Origin of the sequence: Streptomyces sp. NBC_01261, from assembly GCF_036226385.1 — a bacterium.
Lineage (GTDB): Bacteria > Actinomycetota > Actinomycetes > Streptomycetales > Streptomycetaceae > Streptomyces.
This window is the reverse complement of sequence record NZ_CP108463.1, coordinates 7375158-7393689: the sequence shown is the minus strand read 5'-3', so window position 1 is coordinate 7393689 and position 18532 is coordinate 7375158. Positions and strand designations below refer to the sequence as shown.

Below are 18532 nucleotides of genomic sequence, written 5' to 3'. Positions count from 1 at the left end.
TCAGTCCAGGGTCTGGACGAGTTCGGAGCGCGCGGCCGTGTGGACGACCCGGCCGCGCGCTCCGTTCACGAGCGGCAGATACGGCGGGACATGACCGCACTCGACATCGGCGACCACCGGCACGCCCAAGGGTCCGAGCGCGTCCATGACGGCCTCGTGCTGGGTGAGCGTGGGACTGTCGGGCGCGTGGGTCCGGCCGACGAGCACGGCGTTCGCCGCGTCGAAGAACCCGGCCAGCCGCATGCCGTGCAGGTTCCGGCAGATGGTGAACGCGTTGTCCTCGCAGGCCTCGACATACATGAGCAGCCCCTCGGGGGCCGCGCTCCGCGCGAAGGCGGCGACGTCCAGGTACGGCGTCCCGGCGAGATTGGCCAGCGTCTCGACGCAGCCGCCGATCAGCCGGCCCTCGATGTCGACGTCACCGTCACCGTCGAGGCGGGTCCAGCGCCCCGGGGTGTCGAGGGTGAGGTCCCGGACCTCCGGGTGACCCACGAAGTCGTCCCGGCCCGGGCTTCGATGGCGGCCCGGCGGGGTCTGCGTGAACGGCTCCCCCTGCGGCGAGGCCGCGATGTCCAGCCAGGACAGCAGCCCTTCGGGGGCCCGATAGGGCGTCTCCATAAGGGAGTTGCCGTGCACGGTCGCGGTCCAGGTGAGCAGGGTCAGCGGCGTCAACAGGGTCGAGATGTCCGAGTAGCCGACCACCCAGGTCGGTTCGGCCCGCCCGATCCGCTCGAAGTCGAGCAACGGCACCAGGTCGATCGCGGTCTCCCCGCCCCACGGAGGCACCACAGCCCGGATGCCGGGATCGGTGAGCATGTCCGTCAGCTCGGCGGCCCGCTCACCGGCCGGGGCGCTGACATGACCCGCCCCGTCCATGCACCGGCCGACGACGACCTCGTACCCGCGCGCCTCGACAGCACGGATCGCGACATCGAGGCGCTTGCGCAGCGCGTCCGGGACCCCGCTGGACGGAGACGTGACACCGACACGGTCGCCGGGGCGCAGAGGACGCGGATATCGCACAGCAGCAGCCATACGCCGGATTCTGACACGCCTTCAACAGCCGCTCACCGGGATTTAAGGCCGGTCGAGCCGCAGCCGCTCCGCCCTCGGCAACCCGGCCACGACCAGGTCGTACGAGTCCTCGATCAGTTCCTTGAGGAGCCGGTCCGGGAGGCCCCCGTCCACCGTCACCGTGTTCCAGTGCCGCTTGTTCATGTGGTACCCGGGGATGATCAGCCCCTCGTGCTCCTCCCGAAGGCGGATCGCGTCCTCCGGGTCGCACTTGAGGTTGACCGTGAGGGGGCGGCCGTCCAGCCGGGTCAGGGCGAAGAGCTTGCCCAGCACCTTGAAGACGGAGGTGTCCGGGTTGAACGGGAAGTCCTCCACCGTCGCGTTGAACGACAGGCAGAACGCGCGCAGTTCCTCGGGGCTCACTCCGGCTTCGTCTCCTCCTCGGCCGGGCCGGCCGGATCCACCGGCTCGACCAGCACCGTCACGATCTTGTTCCTACGGCCGGCCGAGGCCTCCGCCGTCAGCCGCAGCTCGCGTCCGTCGGGCAGCTCCACGACCGAGGAGGCGCCGGCGATCGGGACCCGGCCCAGGGCCTTCGCGAGCAGCCCGCCCACCGTCTCCACGTCCTCGTCGTCGTAGGCCTCGAAGCCGTACAGCTCGCCGAGGTCGCCGATGTCCAGGCGGGCGGTGACCCGGTAGCGGTCGTCGCCCAGTTCCTCCACCGGAGGCAGTTCCCGGTCGTACTCGTCGGTGATCTCGCCGACGATCTCCTCCAGGATGTCCTCGATGGTGACGATGCCGGCCGTGCCGCCGTACTCGTCGATGACGACGGCGACGTGATTGCGCTCCTGCTGCATCTCGCGCAGCAGGTCACCGGCGTTCTTGGTGTCGGGCACGAAGGTGGCGGGCCGCATGGCCGTCGAGACGAGTTCGGACTCGGCGTCGCGGCTGATGTGCGTCTTGCGGACCAGGTCCTTCAGGTACACGATGCCGACGATGTCGTCCTCGCTCTCCCCGGTCACCGGGATCCGCGAGAAGCCGGAGCGGAGCGCGAGGGTGAGGGCCTGGCGGATCGTCTTGTACCGCTCGATGACGACGAGGTCGGTGCGCGGGACCATCACCTCCCGGACCAGGGTGTCGCCGAGTTCGAAGACCGAGTGCACCATGCGGCGCTCCTCGTCCTCGATCAGCGACTCCTTCTCGGCGAGGTCCACCAGCGCGCGCAGCTCGGCCTCGGACGCGAACGGGCCGCGCCGGAAGCCCTTTCCGGGGGTGAGCGCGTTGCCGATGAGGATCAGCAGATACGGGATCGGGCCCATGATCCGCGCGAGCGGCAGCAGGACGTACGCCGCCGCCGTGGCCGTGTTCAGCGGGTGCTGGCGCCCGATCGTGCGCGGGGAGACCCCCACCGCGACGTACGACACGAGGACCATGACGCCGATCGCGGCCAGCAGCGCGGGCGCGGTGCCGTGGATCACGTGCAGGCACTCGTAGGTGACGAGCGCGGCGGCGGCCATCTCGCAGGCCACCCTGACCAGCAGGGCGACATTGAGGTAGCGGGTCGGGTCGGCCGCGACCTGCGCGAGCTTGGCGCTGCCGCGCCGGCCGGACCGTACGGCCTCCTCGGCGCGGAAGCTGGAGACGCGCGCGAGGCCCGCCTCCGCGCAGGCGGCTAGCCAGGCGACAACGACAAGGGCGATGGCCCCGACGACGATCTGAGGACTCATGAGGCGTACTTACCTGTGCCCTTACCCCGTGCTCTAGGAGACCGTCGGTGCCGGGGAGGGGCCGGTGTGGCCCTTCTCCGCGCGCCAGCCGTCCACGATGGCGGCCTGGAGACCGAACATCTCGGCCTTCTCGTCCGGCTCCTCGTGGTCGTAGCCGAGGAGGTGCAACACACCGTGGACGGTGAGGAGTTGGAGCTCCTCGTCCATGGTGTGCTGCGTCTCGGCCTCGGCCCCCTGCTTCGCGGCGACCTCCGGGCACAGCACGATGTCACCGAGCAGCCCCTGCGGAGTCTCCTCGTCGTCCTTGCTCGGCGGACGCAGCTCGTCCATCGGGAAGGACATGACATCGGTCGGCCCGGGCAGGTCCATCCACTGGATGTGGAGCTGCTCCATGGCGTCCTCGTCCACGACGATCACCGAGAGCTCGGAGAGCGGGTGGATGCGCATCCGCGCGAGGGCGTAGCGGGCGATGTCGAGGATCGCCTGCTCGTCGACCTCGGTTCCGGACTCGTTGTTGACGTCGATCGACATGGTCGTGCTGATCTACTTCCGCTTGTCACGGGCACCCTTGTGGGTGCCGTTCTCCGTACCGTTCTCGCTGTCGTACTGCTCGTACGCGTCGACGATACGGCCGACCAGCTTGTGCCGTACGACGTCCGCCGACGACAGGCGGGAGAAGTGCACGTCGTCGAGCCCCTCCAGGATGTCCTGCACCTGCCGCAGCCCCGACTTCGTACCGCTCGGCAGGTCGACCTGCGTCACGTCACCGGTGATCACGATCTTCGACTCGAAGCCGAGCCGGGTGAGGAACATCTTCATCTGCTCGGGGCTCGTGTTCTGGGCCTCGTCCAGGATGATGAAGGCGTCGTTCAAGGTGCGGCCACGCATGTATGCCAGCGGTGCCACCTCGATCGTGCCCGCCGCCATCAGCTTCGGGATCGACTCCGGGTCCAGCATGTCGTGCAGGGCGTCGTACAGGGGGCGCAGGTACGGGTCGATCTTTTCGTAGAGGGTGCCGGGGAGGAAGCCCAGCCGCTCGCCCGCCTCGACCGCCGGGCGGGTCAGGATGATCCTGCTGACCTGCTTGGCCTGCAGGGCCTGGACCGCCTTGGCCATGGCGAGGTAGGTCTTGCCGGTGCCGGCGGGGCCGATGCCGAAGACGATCGTGTTCTTGTCGATCGCGTCGACGTACCGCTTCTGGTTGAGGGTCTTGGGGCGGATCGTGCGGCCTCGCGAGGACAGGATGTTCTGGGTGAGCACCTCGGCCGGTGTCTCCTCGGGACCATCCCCGTTCTCACTCGCCCGCAGCATGGCGATCGAGCGTTCCACTGCGTCCTCCGTCATCGGCTGCCCGGTGCGCAGCACCAGCATCATCTCGTCGAACAGGCGCTGGACGAGGGCGACTTGGCGGGCGTCGCCGACCGCGCTGATCTCATTGCCCCGGACGTGGATGTCGACCGCCGGGAAGGCCTTCTCGATCACGCGCAGGAGGGCGTCTCCGGACCCCAGGACGGTGACCATCGGATGCTGGGCGGGGACGGTGAACCGTGCCTTCGCCTGCTCCTGCGCGGGGCTGTGAGCTGTGGGTGTCTGAGTCATGGGCCGGCTCTGTAGGCCTTGCTCGTCCTCCTCGAAAAGACTCGCCCGCCACAAGGGCGGCCTGGTGGTTTCCAGGGTACGCCGGGCCACTGACAACGCCGTAGGGCTTTTCGGTGACCGTCGGGCCACGAAATCCGGGCCTGTCCCGCTTTGCTCGGGGCGCGTGTCCGGCGCAGAGGAGGCGCGCGGGGTGCCGCCGTGAGCCCTGTTCGCGCCCCCTCGCTTGTACGGACAATGTGCTGCGTCAGCCAAGTGTCAGCAGGAGATCCGGCCGGTGGGCCGTGGCTCCCACCGCCGGGCCGTACAGGGAAAGCAGGTCGGCCGCTGTGTTCGTGCGTCTGCCCACGTCCGTGTCCGAAGCACAGGAGTGCCTGGCCGAGGGGGCGGTGCCCGTCGGCGGGGCGACGCTTGTGTGGGCCTCCTGGCAACGGGACGGGTTCCCCGAGCAGGCGGTGTCCCTGCGGGAGCTGCCCGAGGCGAAGGTGATCGGGGACGGGACGCTGGGCGCGGCCGTACTGCTGCACGAGATGGACGAGCGGGTGCCCGAGGTGCTGCGGCGGGCCGCGGCGGGCGTGGGCACCGGGGCCGTACGCCGGACCGCGACAGTAGGCGGCAACATCGTCGGCAGCACGCTGCGCTGTCTGCTGCCCGCCGCGCTGGTGCTGGACGCCCGCGCGGTGGTCCTGGAGCCGGACGGTCCCGTCGAGACCGACCTCGCCGAGCTGCTCGCGAAGCGGCCGGTGCTGTTGAGTCTGCGCTGGCCGGAGCCGGTCGCCAGCGGCTATCGCAAGCTGACCGGTGTGCTGCGGGGCGAGGTCCCGTTCGTGGTCGCGGTGGCGGTGGGAGCGGCGGAGGGCACGGAGGCGCGCGTCCTGCGGGTCGCGGTCCGTGATGGCTACGACGTGCTCAGCGAGACCGTTCCCTACGGCACGGACGCCGCCCGGGTCCTCGGCGCCCTGGCGCTCACACCGCTCGGCACCCTGCCCGAGGCGGTCTTCGAGGCGGTACGGGAAGAGGTCACCGGTGTGCTGGAGCGTGCGGCGGCCCGCTGAGCGGGAACGGTTCGCCTCCGGGACTCCGGGGCCGGCGACGACTGCCCGGCCGCCCATGCCCCTCGTTGCCCCTCATCGCCGCCCCTAGGTCGACCGGCCGAACCCGATCGTCGGCACCGCGCGCCGCAGCGGCCACGGGCTGCCGCTGCCCTGCTCCGCCGGTACGAGCCCCGCCAGGAACGCGTACCGGCGCAGGGCCGTCGGGTCCTGGCCCTCGACCGACTGCACCTTGCGCCACCAGGCACCGAGCTCGGACCAGCCCGGCGCGGAGAGCGAGCCGCCGAACTCCTGGACGGAGAGGGCGGCGGTGAGTCCGGCGAAGGCGAGGCGGTCGGCGAGCGGCCAGCCGGCCAGGGTACCGGTGACGAAACCGGCCACGAAGACGTCGCCCGCGCCGGTGGGGTCGAGGGCCTCGACGGCGATCGCCGGGACCTCGGCGGACTCTCCGGTACGCCGGTCCACGGCGTAGGCGCCGTCCGCGCCGAGCGTGACGACGGCAAGGGGTACGTGTTCGGTGAGCGCGTGGGCGGCGGCGCGGGGGCAGTCGGCCCCGGTGTAGCGCATGGCTTCCTCGGCGTTCGGCAGGAACGCCTCGCAGTGCGCGAGGTCGGCGAGTCCGGCGAGGTCCCAGGCGCCGGTGTCGTCCCAGCCGACGTCGGCGAAGATCCGGGTGCCCTCGCTCGCGGCCTGGGCGACCCAGGGGGCCTGCTTGCCGGGGGTGAGCGAGGCGACGGCGGCACGCGCGCGTGGCGGGCAGTCGGGTGCGCCCCCCTGCCCGAACACGACCTCGGGGGGCGGCTCGTGACCGTGCGACACCATCGTGCGTTCGCCCTCGTAGGCCATCGACACGGTGACCGGGGAGTGCCAGCCGGGGACCGTGCGGGAGGCGGAGAGGTCGATGCCCTCGCCCTGTTGCAACGCGTCCCAGCAGTACTCGCCGTAGTGGTCGTCGCCGAAGGCCGCGGCGAGGGAGGTCCGCAGCCCGAGACGGGCCAGCGCGGTCGCCATGTTGGCGACTCCCCCGGGGCTCGACCCCATCCCTCGCGCCCAGGACTCGGTGCCGCGCACCGGGGCGGATTCGAGCCCGGTGAAGATGATGTCGAGGAAGACGGTGCCGGTGAGATACACGTCCCAGGGCGGATCGTCCGCCGCGCGCAGCCCGGCCAGCGGATCGACCCCGCAGGACGGCCCTTCGCTGCGGGACGACGGTCCCTTTCCGGTGGACGCGTTGGACGCGGTCACGGTGCGCTCCCTGACGTGATACGGATCAGGCCAGTGTGCACCACCACGCGCGCGTGAGGGCGGCTCCCGCTCCGGACCCGCCCGTCGCACCGGTGTCGGGCAACCGCAGGTCCGGGCTCTACGGTGCGTGCCGCGGCCGGTGCCGCCCCGCCCGCGGACACCGCACCGCACACGTCCGGATCCGGTCACCCGGTTCCTACCAGCGCGGCATCGACGGCGTGACCCACTCCGGGTCGGTGACGCGCATCGCGGCAGCGTCGTCGCGTTCGCGCAGCGCACCGTCGTCGTCGAGCCACCGCCGGTGCAGGAACTCCAGCTTGGCGCGGTCGAGTTCGACGCCCAGGCCGGGGGCGTCGGAGACGGTGACCTTGGCGTCGGTGAAGGTGAGGCGTTCGGTGAGGACGTCCTCCGACTGCCAGGGGTAGTGGGAGTCGCAGGCGTGGTGGAGGTTGGGGACGGTCGACGCGACGTGGGTCATCGCGGCGAGGCTGATCCCGAGGTGGGTGTTGGAGTGCATGGAGATGCCGACGCCGAACGTGCGGCAGATGGCGGCCAGTTGCTGGGTGTTGCGCAGTCCGCCCCAGTAGTGGTGGTCGGAGAGCACCACCTGTACGGCGTCCTTCGTGAAGGCTTCCTCGATCTCGGCGAACGTCGTCACGCACATGTTGGTGGCGAGCGGCACGTCGGTCCCGGCGGACACCTCGGCCATGGCGGGGGTGCCCAGCGCCGGGTCCTCCAGGTATTCGAGGACGTCCCCGAGTTCCTTCGCCACCTTCAGCGAGGTCCCCACGGACCAGGCCCCGTTGGGGTCGAGGCGCAGGGGGTGGTCGGGGAAGGCCGCCGCCAACGCCCGTACGGCGGCGATCTCTTCGTCGGGCGGGAACACCCCGCCCTTGAGCTTGAAGGAGGTGAAGCCGTACCGCTCCTTGAACTTCCTCGCCTGCTCGACGACTCCGGCCGGGTCGATCGCGGCGCCCCAGTCGTCCTTCTCGCTCGCGACGCCCTCGGGATGGTCGGCCCACTTGTAGAACAGGTACGCGCTGTACTCGACCGCGTCCCTCAACTTGCCCCCGAGCAGGGCGTGTACGGGCAGCCCGAGCGTCTTGCCGAGGGCGTCGAGGCAGGCGACCTCGAAGGCGGAGACGACGGAGAGGCGCAGCTTGTCGGCGGTCTGGACACCGCGCAGGCCGCCGACGTCGACCTGTCCGGAGACCCGCGAACTGTCGACGGCCAGTTCGTCGGCGACCGTGAACAGGCCGTTCAGGTCGCTGACTTGACGGCCGGTCAGCTTCTCGGCGAAGGGGCGGGCCAGTTCCAGGTACTTGGTGTCGCCGTAGGTCTCGCCGAGGCCGGTGATCCCGTCGGCCGTCTCGATCTCGACGATCAGGCGCGGGGTGTAGGGCTGGTGGACGCCCTGGGTGTTCAGGAGGGGCGGGTCGGCGACCAGGATCGGGGTCAGGCGGACGTCGGCGATGGTGAGGTTCACAGCGCGGCTCCTACGAGGTCGAGTCCGGTGGCGAGCAGGGTCGTGAGTTCGGCCAGGTCGGCGGCCGAGGGGTCGGTGAGCGGGGCGCGCACGGGTCCCACCGGCTGGCCGCGCAGCCGGGCCGCCGCCTTGACCAGCGACACGGCGTATCCCGGTACGCGGTCGCGGAGTTCGACGAGCGGGACGTAGAAGTCGCGCAGCAGCCGCTCGACGGCCTTGTCGTCGCCGTCCGTCAACGCGGTGAAGAAGGCGTTCGCGATCTCGGGGGCGAAGGCGTGGACGGCGGAGGAGTACGCGGGGACGCCGACCGTGGCGTAGGCGCGGGCCTGGATCTCGGCGGTCGAGGCGCCGTTGAAGAACAGGAAGCCCTCGGGGGCGGCGAGTGTGAGGCGTTGCAGGCGGTCGAGGTCGCTGTGGCCGTCCTTGAGGCCGATGACGCCGGGGATCGCCGCGATCCGCTTCAACGAGCTCGCGGTGAAGGCGACTTGGCCGCGCTGGTAGGCGATGAGCGGGAGCCGGGTGCGGGCGGCGAGCTGCTCCAGCTGGGCCACCAGGCCGTCCTGCGGGGCGGCGACGAGGTAGTGCGGGAGGACCAGGAGCGCGTCGGCGCCGGCCTCCTCCGCGATGCGTGCGAAGCGGGCGGCCTGTGCCCAGCCGTAGCCGACTCCGGCGACGACGGGGACGCGGCCGGCCGCCTCCTCCACCGCGATGGTGACGACCGTGCGGTACTCGTCCTCGTCCAGCGAGAAGAACTCGCCGGTGCCGCAGGCGGGGAACACCGCGCCGGGGGCGGTGGCGATCCGGGCCGCGACATGGGTGCGGAAGCCGTCGGGGTCGAGGGAGCCGTCGTCGTGGAAGGAGGTGAGCGGGAAGGAGAGCACTCCGCCCGTCATCCCGTCCCGGAGCCTGCGCACCACGGTCTCCGTGTCGCCGTTCACTGCCATCTCCCTATGTAGACGTTATCCACGTATGAAGACAGAGGTTAGATACACGAACCTCGACCGTCAATGGGGCGCCCGCGCTCGCTACCATCGCCCCATGTCAGAGCCCGGTGGCGTCCGCGAGGTGAAGTCCGCCGCCCGTACGGTCGAGCTGCTCGAACTGCTCGCCGCGCGCGGCGACCGTCCCGCGCGCCTCCAGGAACTCGCCGACCGGCTGGGCGTACCGCGCAGCTCGATGTACGCCCTCCTCCAGACCCTGATCGCACACGGCTGGGTCCGCACGGACATCACCGGCACGACCTATCTGGACTCCGACCCGCGCGTGCGGGTCGTACGGCCGTATCTCGACGAGGCCTCCCAGGCACTCGGCGAGACGATCCATCTGGGGCGGCTGGACGGGCGGGACGTGGCGTATCTGGCGACGCGGGAGTCGCACGAGTACCTGCGGACCATCAGCAGGGTGGGGCGACGGCTCCCGGCCCACGTCGGCGCCCTGGGCAAGGCGCTCCTCGCCGAGCGCCCGGACGCCGAGCTGCCGGCCGGGCCGTACGAGGCCGCGACGCCCAACACCCACACGTCCCGGGACGCGTTGGCCGCCGACCTCGCCTCGATCCGCGCCCGGGGTTACTCGATCGACCGCGAGGAGGGCGTCGCCGGGATCGTCGGCTTCGGCTTCGCCCTGCGCTACGACAACCCGCCGCTGGACGCGATCAGTTGCTCGGTGCCGGTGGCTCGGCTGACGCCGGGGCACGAAGGGCGGATCGTTGCCGTGATGCGGGAGATCCGGGCGAAGATCGAGGGTGCGTCGGCTGCGGCGGGTGGGGCTGTGCACTGGCGGTAGTAGTGGGCGCGCCTTCTGGGGCTGCGCCCCCAGACCCCCGCATCGGCCCTGAAGGGGCCTCGTCCTCAAACTCCCCCAGAGGGGGGACCCCCAACGGGCTGAAAATTGCGGGCCGGCATTGAAAGGCACAGGAGCCGAAAGCGCGGGAGGCGAAGGCGCCGGAGCGAAAGGCGCGGAAGCCGAAAGGCACCGGAGCTGAAGGCACCGGACCAACCGAGCGTTCCGGCCTGCGCCGAGACCTTCCAGCTGAACCGAGCGTGCTGACCTACCGGCCCGCCGGACTGCGCCGAGACCTCCCCACCGAACTGAGCCCGCTGGCCCGCTGGCCTGCGCCGAGACGTGCCAGGCAGGCCGAATGACGCCCCCGGCACCGGGAATTGGGCGCTCGTTTACCCGGTGCTCCCGACCCCAAACTGAACGTGCCCCAGATCACACCCCCCGCCCTTCTTTCGTGAACCACGTGCTTGATACAAATTGGCCGCGCGTTCCTGTCCGTCGACGGTCGTCGCCCAATCCCCTTTTTGAGCCGCTTCTTTCGCATGCCCTGGGAACGCCCGTGTACGCCCGCAGCACCACCACGCCCTGGCCCCTCATCGCCCTTTTCACGGCCGGGTATCTAGCCCCCTACCTCCTCCCCACCACCGTCGGCAGACTCGACGCGGGGCTGCCGCTCTCCGCCACGCAGGCCGGTGCCGTCGGCAGCGCGCTGCTGCTGAGTTCGGCCGCGGCGGGGTTTCTGCTCGCCTCTCGGGTCGACCGGGTCGGGCCGCGCACGCTCGCGCGGATCGGTCTCGCCCTCGCCGTTCTCGGGTACGGCTCGGCCGCCCTCACCCACGCCGTCCCCGCGGTCGTCGCGGGCGCGGTGGTCGGCGGATTCGGCTCGGGTACGGCCACCACGGTCGCCGCGTCCGGGATCGCCGCCGAACGGGATCCCCATCGCGCGTCCACGCTCGGCCTGTTGTGCGTGTCGGCGCTCGCCGGTGCCGTCTATCTGACGGTCCCGCACCTCGGCGCGGGCCACGGCCAGCCGCTCGCCGCGATCGCGCTCACCGCACTCGCCGTATGGCCACTGACCGGACGCCTCCCGGTCCGTACGACGACGGCGCACACACGCGTGGAGACCGCCGGACTCCCCCACCGCCGCGCCGGACTGGTCCTCGCCGGCACCCTGGTGTGCTGGTCCCTCGCCCAGAACTCCCTCTGGGGCGTCAGCGGCCGCATCGGCATCAACCAGGCCCACCTCTCCGAGGTCACCGTCGGCGCGGTCTTCGCGATCGCGCTCGGCACGGGGCTGGTGGGCGTGATCGGCGCGGGCGCGCTCGGGGCCCGGCTGGGGCGCGCGGTGCCGATCGGCGCGGGGACGGCGCTCATCGCGGGCTGCATCGTGCTCAGCGCGTCCGCGCACGACCTGAGGACGTTCGCGACCGGCGAGATCGCCTGGAACACCCTCTACCCGATCGTCCTGTCCTACGTCCTCGGCCTCGCCGCCTCCCTTGATCCGCGCGGACGTTGGGCCGTCCTCGTCGGCTCGGCCTCCTCGCTGGGTACGGCGGCGGGACCCCTGGCCGGCAGCGTGCTGTCGGCCCGGGCCGGATTCCCGGCGATGGGCGCGATCCTCGCGGTGGGGCTGGTCGTGATCGCGGTACCGATGACCGGGGTCGCTCTCCACACCGGCGGCCGGCTGCTGGCGCCGGGCACGGTCCGACGGCGCGGGGGCACGGTCCCGCAGATCGGCGCCCCCGAACAGCAGGTCGTCGAGATCCCGCTGGACACCCCGGCCGTCCCGGCGCAGAGGGCCTACGACACGGCGGGCCCCCGGCAACTGAGCAGCACATAGACACACGCCCAGCCCCAACCCCCCAGGGGCGCGGGGAACTGCGCGACCGGCCCCCACCGGCCCGCAGAGTCACCGCCGACCTACGAGAACTCGTACGCCTCCACCTCGGCCAGATAACGAACCCGCCGCTCCTCGTCGTCCTCCAGGAAGGACGCCACGAAGGAGTTCCGGGCCAGCTCGCGCAACCGGTCCTCGGTCAGGCCCAGCGCCGAGCGAACCGCGTCGAAGTTGTCGCCCGCGTAACCGCCGAAGTAGGCCGGGTCGTCGGAGTTGACCGTGCAGAGCAGGCCCGCGTCCAGCATGGCCGGAAGCGGGTGCTCGGCGAGGACGTCCACCGCGCGCAGCCGGACGTTCGACAGGGGGCAGAGGGTGAGCGGGACGCGGTCGCGGACCAGGCGTGCCACCAGCTCCTCGTCCTCCATGCACCGCAGCCCGTGGTCGACGCGCTCCACGCCGAGGATGTCCAGCGCCTCGGTGATGTAGGCCGGCGGGCCCTCCTCACCGGCGTGCGCGACGCGTCGTAGACCCAGCGCGGCGGCGGCCTCGTACACCTCGCGGAACTTCACCGGCGGGTGGCCGACCTCGGCCGAGTCGAGGCCGATGCCGGTGATCCGGTCGAGGTACGGCTTCGCGGCCTCCAGGGTCCGCAGGGCCGAGTCGGCGGACTCGTCGCGCAGGAAGCAGAGGATGAGGCGGGTCGAGATGCCGTGGTTGGTCTCGCTGCCGCCCAGGGCCCGCCACAGGCCCTCCACCACCGTGCCCATGTCCACGCCCCGCGCGATGTGCGCCTGCGGGTCGAAGAAGATCTCCGCGTGCCGTACACCCTGCGCGGCGGCGCGGGCGAGATAGGCGTTGGCGAGGTCCTCGAAGTCCCGCTCGGTACGCAGGACCGCCATCAGCTCGTAGTAGAGGTTCAGGAAGGTCTGGAGGTCCTCGAAGAGGTACGCCTTCCGGAGTTCCTCGGTGTCCGCGTACGGCAGCTCGACGCCGTTGCGGGCCGCGAGCGCGAAGGCCAGCTCGGGTTCCAGGGTGCCTTCGATGTGCAGGTGCAGTTCGGCTTTGGGAATGGGCATCGGAGTATCGTACGGGTGTTTTACCGCCGTTTCGGAACCGGCACCCTGAGTAGATCGTGGGCCACGGTCAGCTCCCCCTCGAAGCCCGCCGCCCGCGCCTGCCGCTCGAACTCCGCCGGCTCGGAGTACCGCTGGCTGAAGTGCGTGAGGACCAGGTGCCGTACGCCTGCCTCCCGCGCCACCCCCGCCGCCTGCGCCGCGGTCAAATGGCCGTGGTCTACGGCCAGTTGCTCGTCCTCGTCCAGGAACGTCGACTCGATGACCAGCAGGTCGCAGCCCTCCGCGAGGGCGTGCACCCCGTCGCAGAGCCGGGTGTCCATGACGAACGCGAAACGCTGCCCGTGTCGTACCTCACTGACGTCGTCGAGGGTCACGTCGCCGATCGTCCCCTCGCGCTGGACGCGGCCCACGTCCGGGCCCTTGATGCCGTGCGCGGCGAGGCGGTCGGGGAGCATGCGGCGGCCGTCGGGTTCGGTGAGGCGGTAGCCGTAGGACTCGACGGGGTGGGAGAGCTTGCGGGCTTCCAGGGTGTACGCGGGAGTGGTGGCGAGTGCGCCGTCCTCCGACACCGGGGACTCCGTGATGCCCACCGTCTCGCGGTACGCCGTGGCGTACCGCAGGCGGTCGAAGAAGCGCTGGCCCGACTTCGGGTAGTGGGCGGTGATCGGGTGCGGGACGCGGTCCAGGTTGATGCGCTGGATGACGCCCGCGAGGCCGAGGGAGTGGTCGCCGTGGAAGTGCGTGACGCAGATCCGGTTCAGGTCGTGCGCGGCCACCCCGGCGCGCAGCATCTGGCGCTGGGTGCCCTCGCCCGGGTCGAAGAGGATGCCCTCGCCGTCCCAGCGCAGCAGGTAGCCGTTGTGGTTGCGGTGGCGGGTGGGGACCTGGCTGGCTGTGCCGAGGACCACGAACTCGCGTACGGACATGGCGAGTTACCCGGGCGGCCACTGCATGCCGCGACCGCCCATGACGTGGGCGTGGGCGTGGAACACGGTCTGGCCCACGCCGCTGCCGGTGTTGAAGATGACGCGGTAGCTGTCCAGCTTCTCGTCGGTCGCGACCTCGCCGGCCTCGCGCAGTACGTCGGCGGCGACTGCCGGTTCGGCCGCGGCGAGGGAGGCGGCGTCGGGGTAGTGGACCCTCGGGATCACCAGGACGTGGGTCGGGGCCTGGGGGTTGATGTCCCGGAACGCGACGGTGGTGGCTGTCTCCCGGATGATCGTCGCCGGGATGTGGCCTGCGACGATCTTGCAGAACAGGCAGTCGTCCTGCGGGTCCCCTGACATGGGCGTTCCCTCCGAGGCTGGGGTGTTTTACGCGGGCATCGTATCGTCGTTGGGTGCGGGTGCGTGGGGGCTGGGCGCGCCCGCGGCGGAGCCGCACGTCGACACAGCCCCGCGCCCCCTAACTTGGCAAGGTTGGCGGGGTTTTTGCCGGAACGGTCTCCAGTGACTCCAATGCCAGGCGGATTGCCTCGTCCAGCTGGGTGTCGCGCCCCGCCGCGTAGTCCTGAGGCCTCTGCACCACCTCCACGTCCGGATCGACGCCGTGGTTCTCCACCCCCCACCCGTAACCCTCAAGCCAGAACGCGTACTTGGGCTGGGTGATCAAGGTCCCGTCGACCAACCGGTACCTGCTGTCGATGCCGATCACGCCGCCCCATGTGCGCGTGCCGACCACCGGGCCGATCCCCAGTGCCTTGATCGCCGCGTTGACGATGTCGCCGTCCGAGCCGGAGAACTCGTTGGCCACGGCCACTACGGGGCCGCGGGGTGCGTCCTCGGGGTAGCTGTAGGGGCGCATGCCTCGCGGAAGGTCCCAGCCGACGATGCGGCGGGCCAGTTTCTCGACCACCAGCTGTGAGGTGTGGCCGCCGCGGTTCTCGCGGACGTCGACGACCAGGCCCTCGCGGGCGACCTCCACGCGCAGGTCGCGGTGGATCTGGGCCCAGCCGGGGGCCTGCATGTCGGGGACGTGGAGGTAGCCGAGGCGACCGCCGGACTTCTCGTGGACGTAGGCGCGGCGGTCCGCGACCCAGGCGTGGTAGTAGAGGGGTTCCTCGTCCGCCAGGGGGACGACGACCGCGTGCCTCGGGTCTCCGCCGGCTGCCGGGGAGATCGTCAGCTCGATCGGTTTGCCCGCCGTGCCGACGAGGAGAGGGGCCGGTCCCGTCACCGGGTCCACGGGTTGGCCGGCCACCGCGAGGATCGCGTCTCCCGTGCGGACCGCTACGCCGGGGGCGGCGAGCGGGGCGCGGGCGTTCGGGTCGGAGGTCTCCGAGGGCAGGATGCGGTCGATGCGCCAACTGCCGTCCTCGTGACGGGAGATGTCGGCGCCGAGCAGGCCCTGGCGCTCGCCGTGGCCGTAGCCGCCGCGCGGGGTGACGTAGGCGTGCGAGGTGCCCAGTTCGCCGTGCACCTCCCAGAGGAGGTCGACCATGTCGTCGTGGGTCGCGACGCGGTCGAGGATCGGGCGGTAGCGGTCCAGGACGCCGGTCCAGTCGACGCCGCTCATGTCCTCGCGCCAGAAGTTGTCGCGCATGATGCGGCCGGTCTCGTCGAACATCTGGCGCCACTCGGCGGCCGGGTCGACGGTCTGGCGGATGCGGGACAGGTCGACGTTGATGTTCGTGTCGTTGTCGTCCTCCTCGGAGGAGGCCCGGCGGTCGCTCGGTACGACACGGAGCTTGTGGTCGGTCCAGAGCAGGACGCGCTTGCCGTCGCCGCTGACCTCGAAGTGGTCGGCGTCCCCGGCGAGGTGCTCGATGCGCTGCTGGGCGAGGTCGTAGCGCTCCAACTCCGTTTTGGGGTCCGGGTCTTCGGGGGTCGCCCGGGTGGCGCCGAGGACTCCCTGGACCGGGTGGCGCAGCCACAGGACTCCGTCCTTGGCCGCGCGCAGGTTCGTGTAGCGGCCTGCCTCCACCGGGAAGGGGACGATGCGGTCGGCCAGGCCTTCGAGGTCGACGCGGGTGGTGGGGCGGCCCTCGCTGTCGGGCGTCTCCTCCTTGTCGGGGGCCTCGAAGGGGCGGCCGTGCCGCTGCGGGCCGAAGGGGGACAGGGTCGTCGCGGCGAGGGTGATCAGGTGCGGGCGGTCGCCGACCACGAAGGCCAGGTCGAAGACGTGCTCGTCGTAGACCGGGTCGAAGGAGCGGGTGGAGAGGAACACCAGGTGCTTGCCGTCGAGGGTGAAGGCGGGGGCGTAGTCCTGGAAGCGGAGCGGGGTCGCCTCGGTGACCGACAGGTCGGTGGTGCCGGCGAGTTTGAGCTGGCGCAGGGGGCGCGGGCCGGCGTGCGACCAGGCGAGCCAGGCCGAGTCCGGGGAGAAGGCGAGGCCCGAGGCGTCGCCGTCCTCGCTGCGGTCGACCTCGCGGACCTCGCCGGTCTCGCGCTCGACGAGGAGGACGCGTCCGTCGTGCGAGCCTACGGCGACCCGGCTGCCGTCGGGGGCCACGGTGAGGGCGAGGACGCGGCCGAGCTGTCCGGCGGCGATCCTGCGCGGGGTGGCGCCGGGGGCGAGGCCGGTGGCGGGGGCGAACTCCAGGGCGTCGTCGCCCTCGGCGTCCGTCACCCACACCACCCACTCCTCGCCGTCGGCGCGGAAGGTGCGGGGCAGCCGGGCGCGGACACCGGGGGTGGCGGCCAGCGCGCGGGCCGGGCCGGAGCGGTGGGTGACCCAGTGGACGGCACCGCGCACGGCGACCGCGCTGCCGCGTGCGGTGTGGTCGGGCGAGGCGGACCCGAACCAGCGGGCCGCGGGCACCGGGAACGGCTGCTGGTCGATGCGCTGGCCGCCGAGCCGGATGTCGAGGCGGCGCGGTTCGGCGCCGTCCAGGTCGTCGAGGAGCCAGAGTTCACCGGCGGAGGAGTAGACGATCCGGGTGCCGTCACCGGACGCGTGTCGCGCGTAGAAGCCGCCGAGGGGGGTGTGGCGGCGGAGGTCGGAGCCGTCCGCGAGGGAGGAGTACAGGGCGCCGGTGCCCTCGTGGTCGGAGAGGAACGCGATCCGCTCCCCCGCCCACACCGGGTACTCGATGTTGCCGTCCAACTCCTCGTGCAGGCGCGTGAATTCGCCGTCGCCGTCGCGGTCGATCCACAACTTGCCCGCCGTACCGCCCCGGTAGCGCTTCCACCAGGCGGCCTCGCGGCCCATGGGGGCGGAGAGGAGGACCGTGGCCGTCTCACCGTGGGCGACGTCGCCGACCCAGCCGTACGGGAGGATCGTCGCCGGTCCGCCGTCCAGCGGGACCGAACGGGCCCAGCTGCGGCGGAGGTTGGCCTGGCCGTGGGCGCTGGTCACGAGGACCTCGCCGGCGGCGGTCCAGCCGCGCACCTGGGTGCGTGAACTGCCCCAGTACGTCAGGCGCTTGGCGGGGCCGCCGTCGACCGGGGCGATGTGCACCTCGGGAGCGCCGTCGCGGGCGGAGGTCCAGGCGACGGTGGTGCCGTCGGGCGAGATGCGGGGGTGGGTCACCGGCACGTTCTCCGCACTGACCCGCCAGGCCCGGCCGCCGCTGTCGAGGGACGCCAGCCACACGTCGTCCTCGGCGGTGAAGGCGACCAACTCGCCGTGCAGGTGCGGGAAGCGGAGATAGGCCTGGGCTGCGGACGCTGAGGGCTGAGTCACCTGATCAGGTTATGCATCGGTGCCATCCGCCGACAGCCCTTTGGATCACTTGCCCTCGACAGGCCAGCAGGTCGGATCGCCCTTGCACCAGATCGTCTTGGTGACCGTGACGGTCGGTCCCGGACCGTAGGTCAGCGTCGGATTCGGGTTGTTCACGGACGACGGCGTCGCCGCGTTGCAGTCGCCGAGCCCGGTGACGTGGAAGACCTGCCTGCCGCCGACCTTGGCGACCAGGTCACCGCGCACACACGCGCCGTCGACGGCCCGGGTGACCTTGCCGGTGACGGTGATGTCCCGGTTGTCGGTCGTCTGCCCCTGGCAGTCGACGCCGACGACCGTGGTCTCGGTCGGCGCGGGCGTCTTCCCGGGCGTGTAGGCCTTGTCGTCGCCGTAGTTGCCCGTGCAGGTCAGCCAGCGCACGCCCACGTGGTCCCGCTTGAGCTCCGCGGTCGCCGTCTTGTCGGTGGTGTACGCGACGGTCGCCGAGCTGAGATCACCGGGCTGGCACGCGACGGCCCCGCCCACCGTCACCACCGCGAGCCCCGCCACAGCGGCCACCCGCCGCCCGCGCGGCCGAAGCAGGTTCCGTCTCAACACCCTCATGGGCGGCAGCCTGTCACCGTCGGAGCGCGCGCGGAAGAGCGCATACGGCCACCCGCGCGCCGGGGGCGCATTTCCCCGGCGGACGGTCTCAGCCGCGCAGCAGGAGCCACTCCTGAAGCTCCACCACATTGCCCTCGGGGTCCTTGAGGTGGGCGACCCGCATCCGGTCCGTCATCGGCGCGGGCCCGTGCAGCAGCTCCGCACCCCGGGCGGTGATCTGCTCGCAGTACCCGTCCAGGTCGTCGACGCGCAGGACGACCAGCGAGCGGTGTCCGGTCGCCAAGTCCCCCAGTTCACGCAGGACTTGGGCCATCATCGCCCGGTCCTGAAGGGCGATCCCGGCGGACCCGATCGCGGGGCTGAACTTCTCGTACGGTCCCTCGGCCGTCCCCGACTGGGGCTTCAGGCCGAGGACTTCGGCGTAGAAGCGGTAGCAGGCGGCGAAGTCGGTGACGAGCAGTCGTACTTGGGCGAGTTCCACGGCGATCCCCCCT

The 18532-nt window shown here is 71.5% G+C and carries 17 protein-coding genes; 3 read left to right on the top strand and 14 right to left on the bottom strand.

Features of this window, described 5'->3' with window-relative positions; genetic code table 11:
- The 5 genes from OG226_RS32890 to OG226_RS32870 are packed head-to-tail and all read right to left on the bottom strand — an operon-like array spanning position 1 to position 4340.
- On the bottom strand, positions 1-1035 hold the full coding sequence (locus OG226_RS32890; protein WP_329350919.1) for a S66 family peptidase: 1035 nt from the start codon (positions 1033-1035) through the stop codon (positions 1-3).
- Between the two features lie 42 nt (positions 1036-1077).
- Complete coding sequence (locus tag OG226_RS32885) at positions 1078-1437, bottom strand: MmcQ/YjbR family DNA-binding protein (protein ID WP_033285961.1); 360 nt, start codon at positions 1435-1437, stop codon at positions 1078-1080.
- Positions 1434-2741 carry a hemolysin family protein gene (locus OG226_RS32880; RefSeq protein WP_328683422.1) on the bottom strand — a complete coding sequence of 436 codons (1308 nt, stop codon included), beginning with the start codon at positions 2739-2741 and terminating at the stop codon, positions 1434-1436. The genes OG226_RS32885 and OG226_RS32880 overlap by 4 nt, the downstream gene beginning before the upstream one ends.
- Positions 2742-2774: 33 nt before the next feature.
- Positions 2775-3272 (bottom strand): rRNA maturation RNase YbeY, encoded by a 498-nt coding sequence (gene ybeY / locus OG226_RS32875; RefSeq protein WP_033285959.1) that lies wholly within the window; start codon positions 3270-3272, stop codon positions 2775-2777.
- 12 nt (positions 3273-3284) lie between these two features.
- The gene (locus tag OG226_RS32870) at positions 3285-4340 is read right to left on the bottom strand and encodes a PhoH family protein (RefSeq protein WP_328683421.1); all 1056 of its coding nucleotides are present in this window, start codon (positions 4338-4340) and stop codon (positions 3285-3287) included.
- Between the two features lie 326 nt (positions 4341-4666).
- Here OG226_RS32870 and OG226_RS32865 point away from each other — a divergent pair, with 326 nt between their 5' ends.
- Entirely contained in the window at positions 4667-5392 is a 726-nt protein-coding gene (locus OG226_RS32865; RefSeq protein ID WP_329350918.1) for an FAD binding domain-containing protein, read from the top strand.
- Between the two features lie 84 nt (positions 5393-5476).
- On the opposite strand, the gene OG226_RS32860 is transcribed toward OG226_RS32865, so the two are convergent.
- The 3 genes from OG226_RS32860 to OG226_RS32850 all read right to left on the bottom strand — a co-directional run bounded on the left by OG226_RS32860 (position 5477) and on the right by OG226_RS32850 (position 9064).
- The gene (locus OG226_RS32860) at positions 5477-6634 is read right to left on the bottom strand and encodes a carbohydrate kinase family protein (RefSeq protein ID WP_328683419.1); all 1158 of its coding nucleotides are present in this window, start codon (positions 6632-6634) and stop codon (positions 5477-5479) included.
- Positions 6635-6830: 196 nt separating this feature from the next.
- Positions 6831-8120 carry a glucarate dehydratase family protein gene (locus OG226_RS32855; RefSeq protein ID WP_328683418.1) on the bottom strand — a complete coding sequence of 430 codons (1290 nt, stop codon included), beginning with the start codon at positions 8118-8120 and terminating at the stop codon, positions 6831-6833.
- Positions 8117-9064 (bottom strand): 5-dehydro-4-deoxyglucarate dehydratase, encoded by a 948-nt coding sequence (locus OG226_RS32850; protein ID WP_329350917.1) that lies wholly within the window; start codon positions 9062-9064, stop codon positions 8117-8119. Before OG226_RS32850 ends, OG226_RS32855 begins: the two co-directional genes overlap by 4 nt.
- A gap of 94 nt (positions 9065-9158) precedes the next feature.
- On the opposite strand from OG226_RS32850, the gene OG226_RS32845 reads away from it, so the two are divergent.
- Both OG226_RS32845 and OG226_RS32840 read left to right on the top strand, forming a co-directional pair.
- Positions 9159-9902 (top strand): IclR family transcriptional regulator, encoded by a 744-nt coding sequence (locus OG226_RS32845; RefSeq protein WP_329350916.1) that lies wholly within the window; start codon positions 9159-9161, stop codon positions 9900-9902.
- Positions 9903-10458: 556 nt separating this feature from the next.
- Positions 10459-11739 (top strand): MFS transporter, encoded by a 1281-nt coding sequence (locus tag OG226_RS32840; RefSeq protein ID WP_329350915.1) that lies wholly within the window; start codon positions 10459-10461, stop codon positions 11737-11739.
- Between the two features lie 80 nt (positions 11740-11819).
- On the opposite strand, the gene OG226_RS32835 is transcribed toward OG226_RS32840, so the two are convergent.
- The 6 genes from OG226_RS32835 to OG226_RS32810 form a co-directional block, all read right to left on the bottom strand.
- Positions 11820-12812, bottom strand: a complete 993-nt coding sequence (locus OG226_RS32835) for an adenosine deaminase (RefSeq protein ID WP_329350914.1) — start codon at positions 12810-12812, stop codon at positions 11820-11822.
- A gap of 20 nt (positions 12813-12832) precedes the next feature.
- Positions 12833-13738: a ribonuclease Z gene (locus OG226_RS32830; protein WP_329350913.1), complete on the bottom strand. Its 906-nt coding sequence runs from the start codon at positions 13736-13738 to the stop codon at positions 12833-12835.
- Between the two features lie 6 nt (positions 13739-13744).
- The gene (locus OG226_RS32825) at positions 13745-14098 is read right to left on the bottom strand and encodes a histidine triad nucleotide-binding protein (RefSeq protein WP_328683412.1); all 354 of its coding nucleotides are present in this window, start codon (positions 14096-14098) and stop codon (positions 13745-13747) included.
- Positions 14099-14216: 118 nt separating this feature from the next.
- Positions 14217-17435 carry a S41 family peptidase gene (locus OG226_RS32820; protein ID WP_329350912.1) on the bottom strand — a complete coding sequence of 1073 codons (3219 nt, stop codon included), beginning with the start codon at positions 17433-17435 and terminating at the stop codon, positions 14217-14219.
- A gap of 45 nt (positions 17436-17480) precedes the next feature.
- Positions 17481-18038, bottom strand: coding sequence for a hypothetical protein (locus OG226_RS32815; protein ID WP_328683410.1), 558 nt, complete (start codon positions 18036-18038; stop codon positions 17481-17483).
- A gap of 88 nt (positions 18039-18126) precedes the next feature.
- Positions 18127-18519 carry a VOC family protein gene (locus OG226_RS32810; RefSeq protein WP_328683409.1) on the bottom strand — a complete coding sequence of 131 codons (393 nt, stop codon included), beginning with the start codon at positions 18517-18519 and terminating at the stop codon, positions 18127-18129.
- Between the last annotated feature and the right edge of the window lie 13 nt (positions 18520-18532).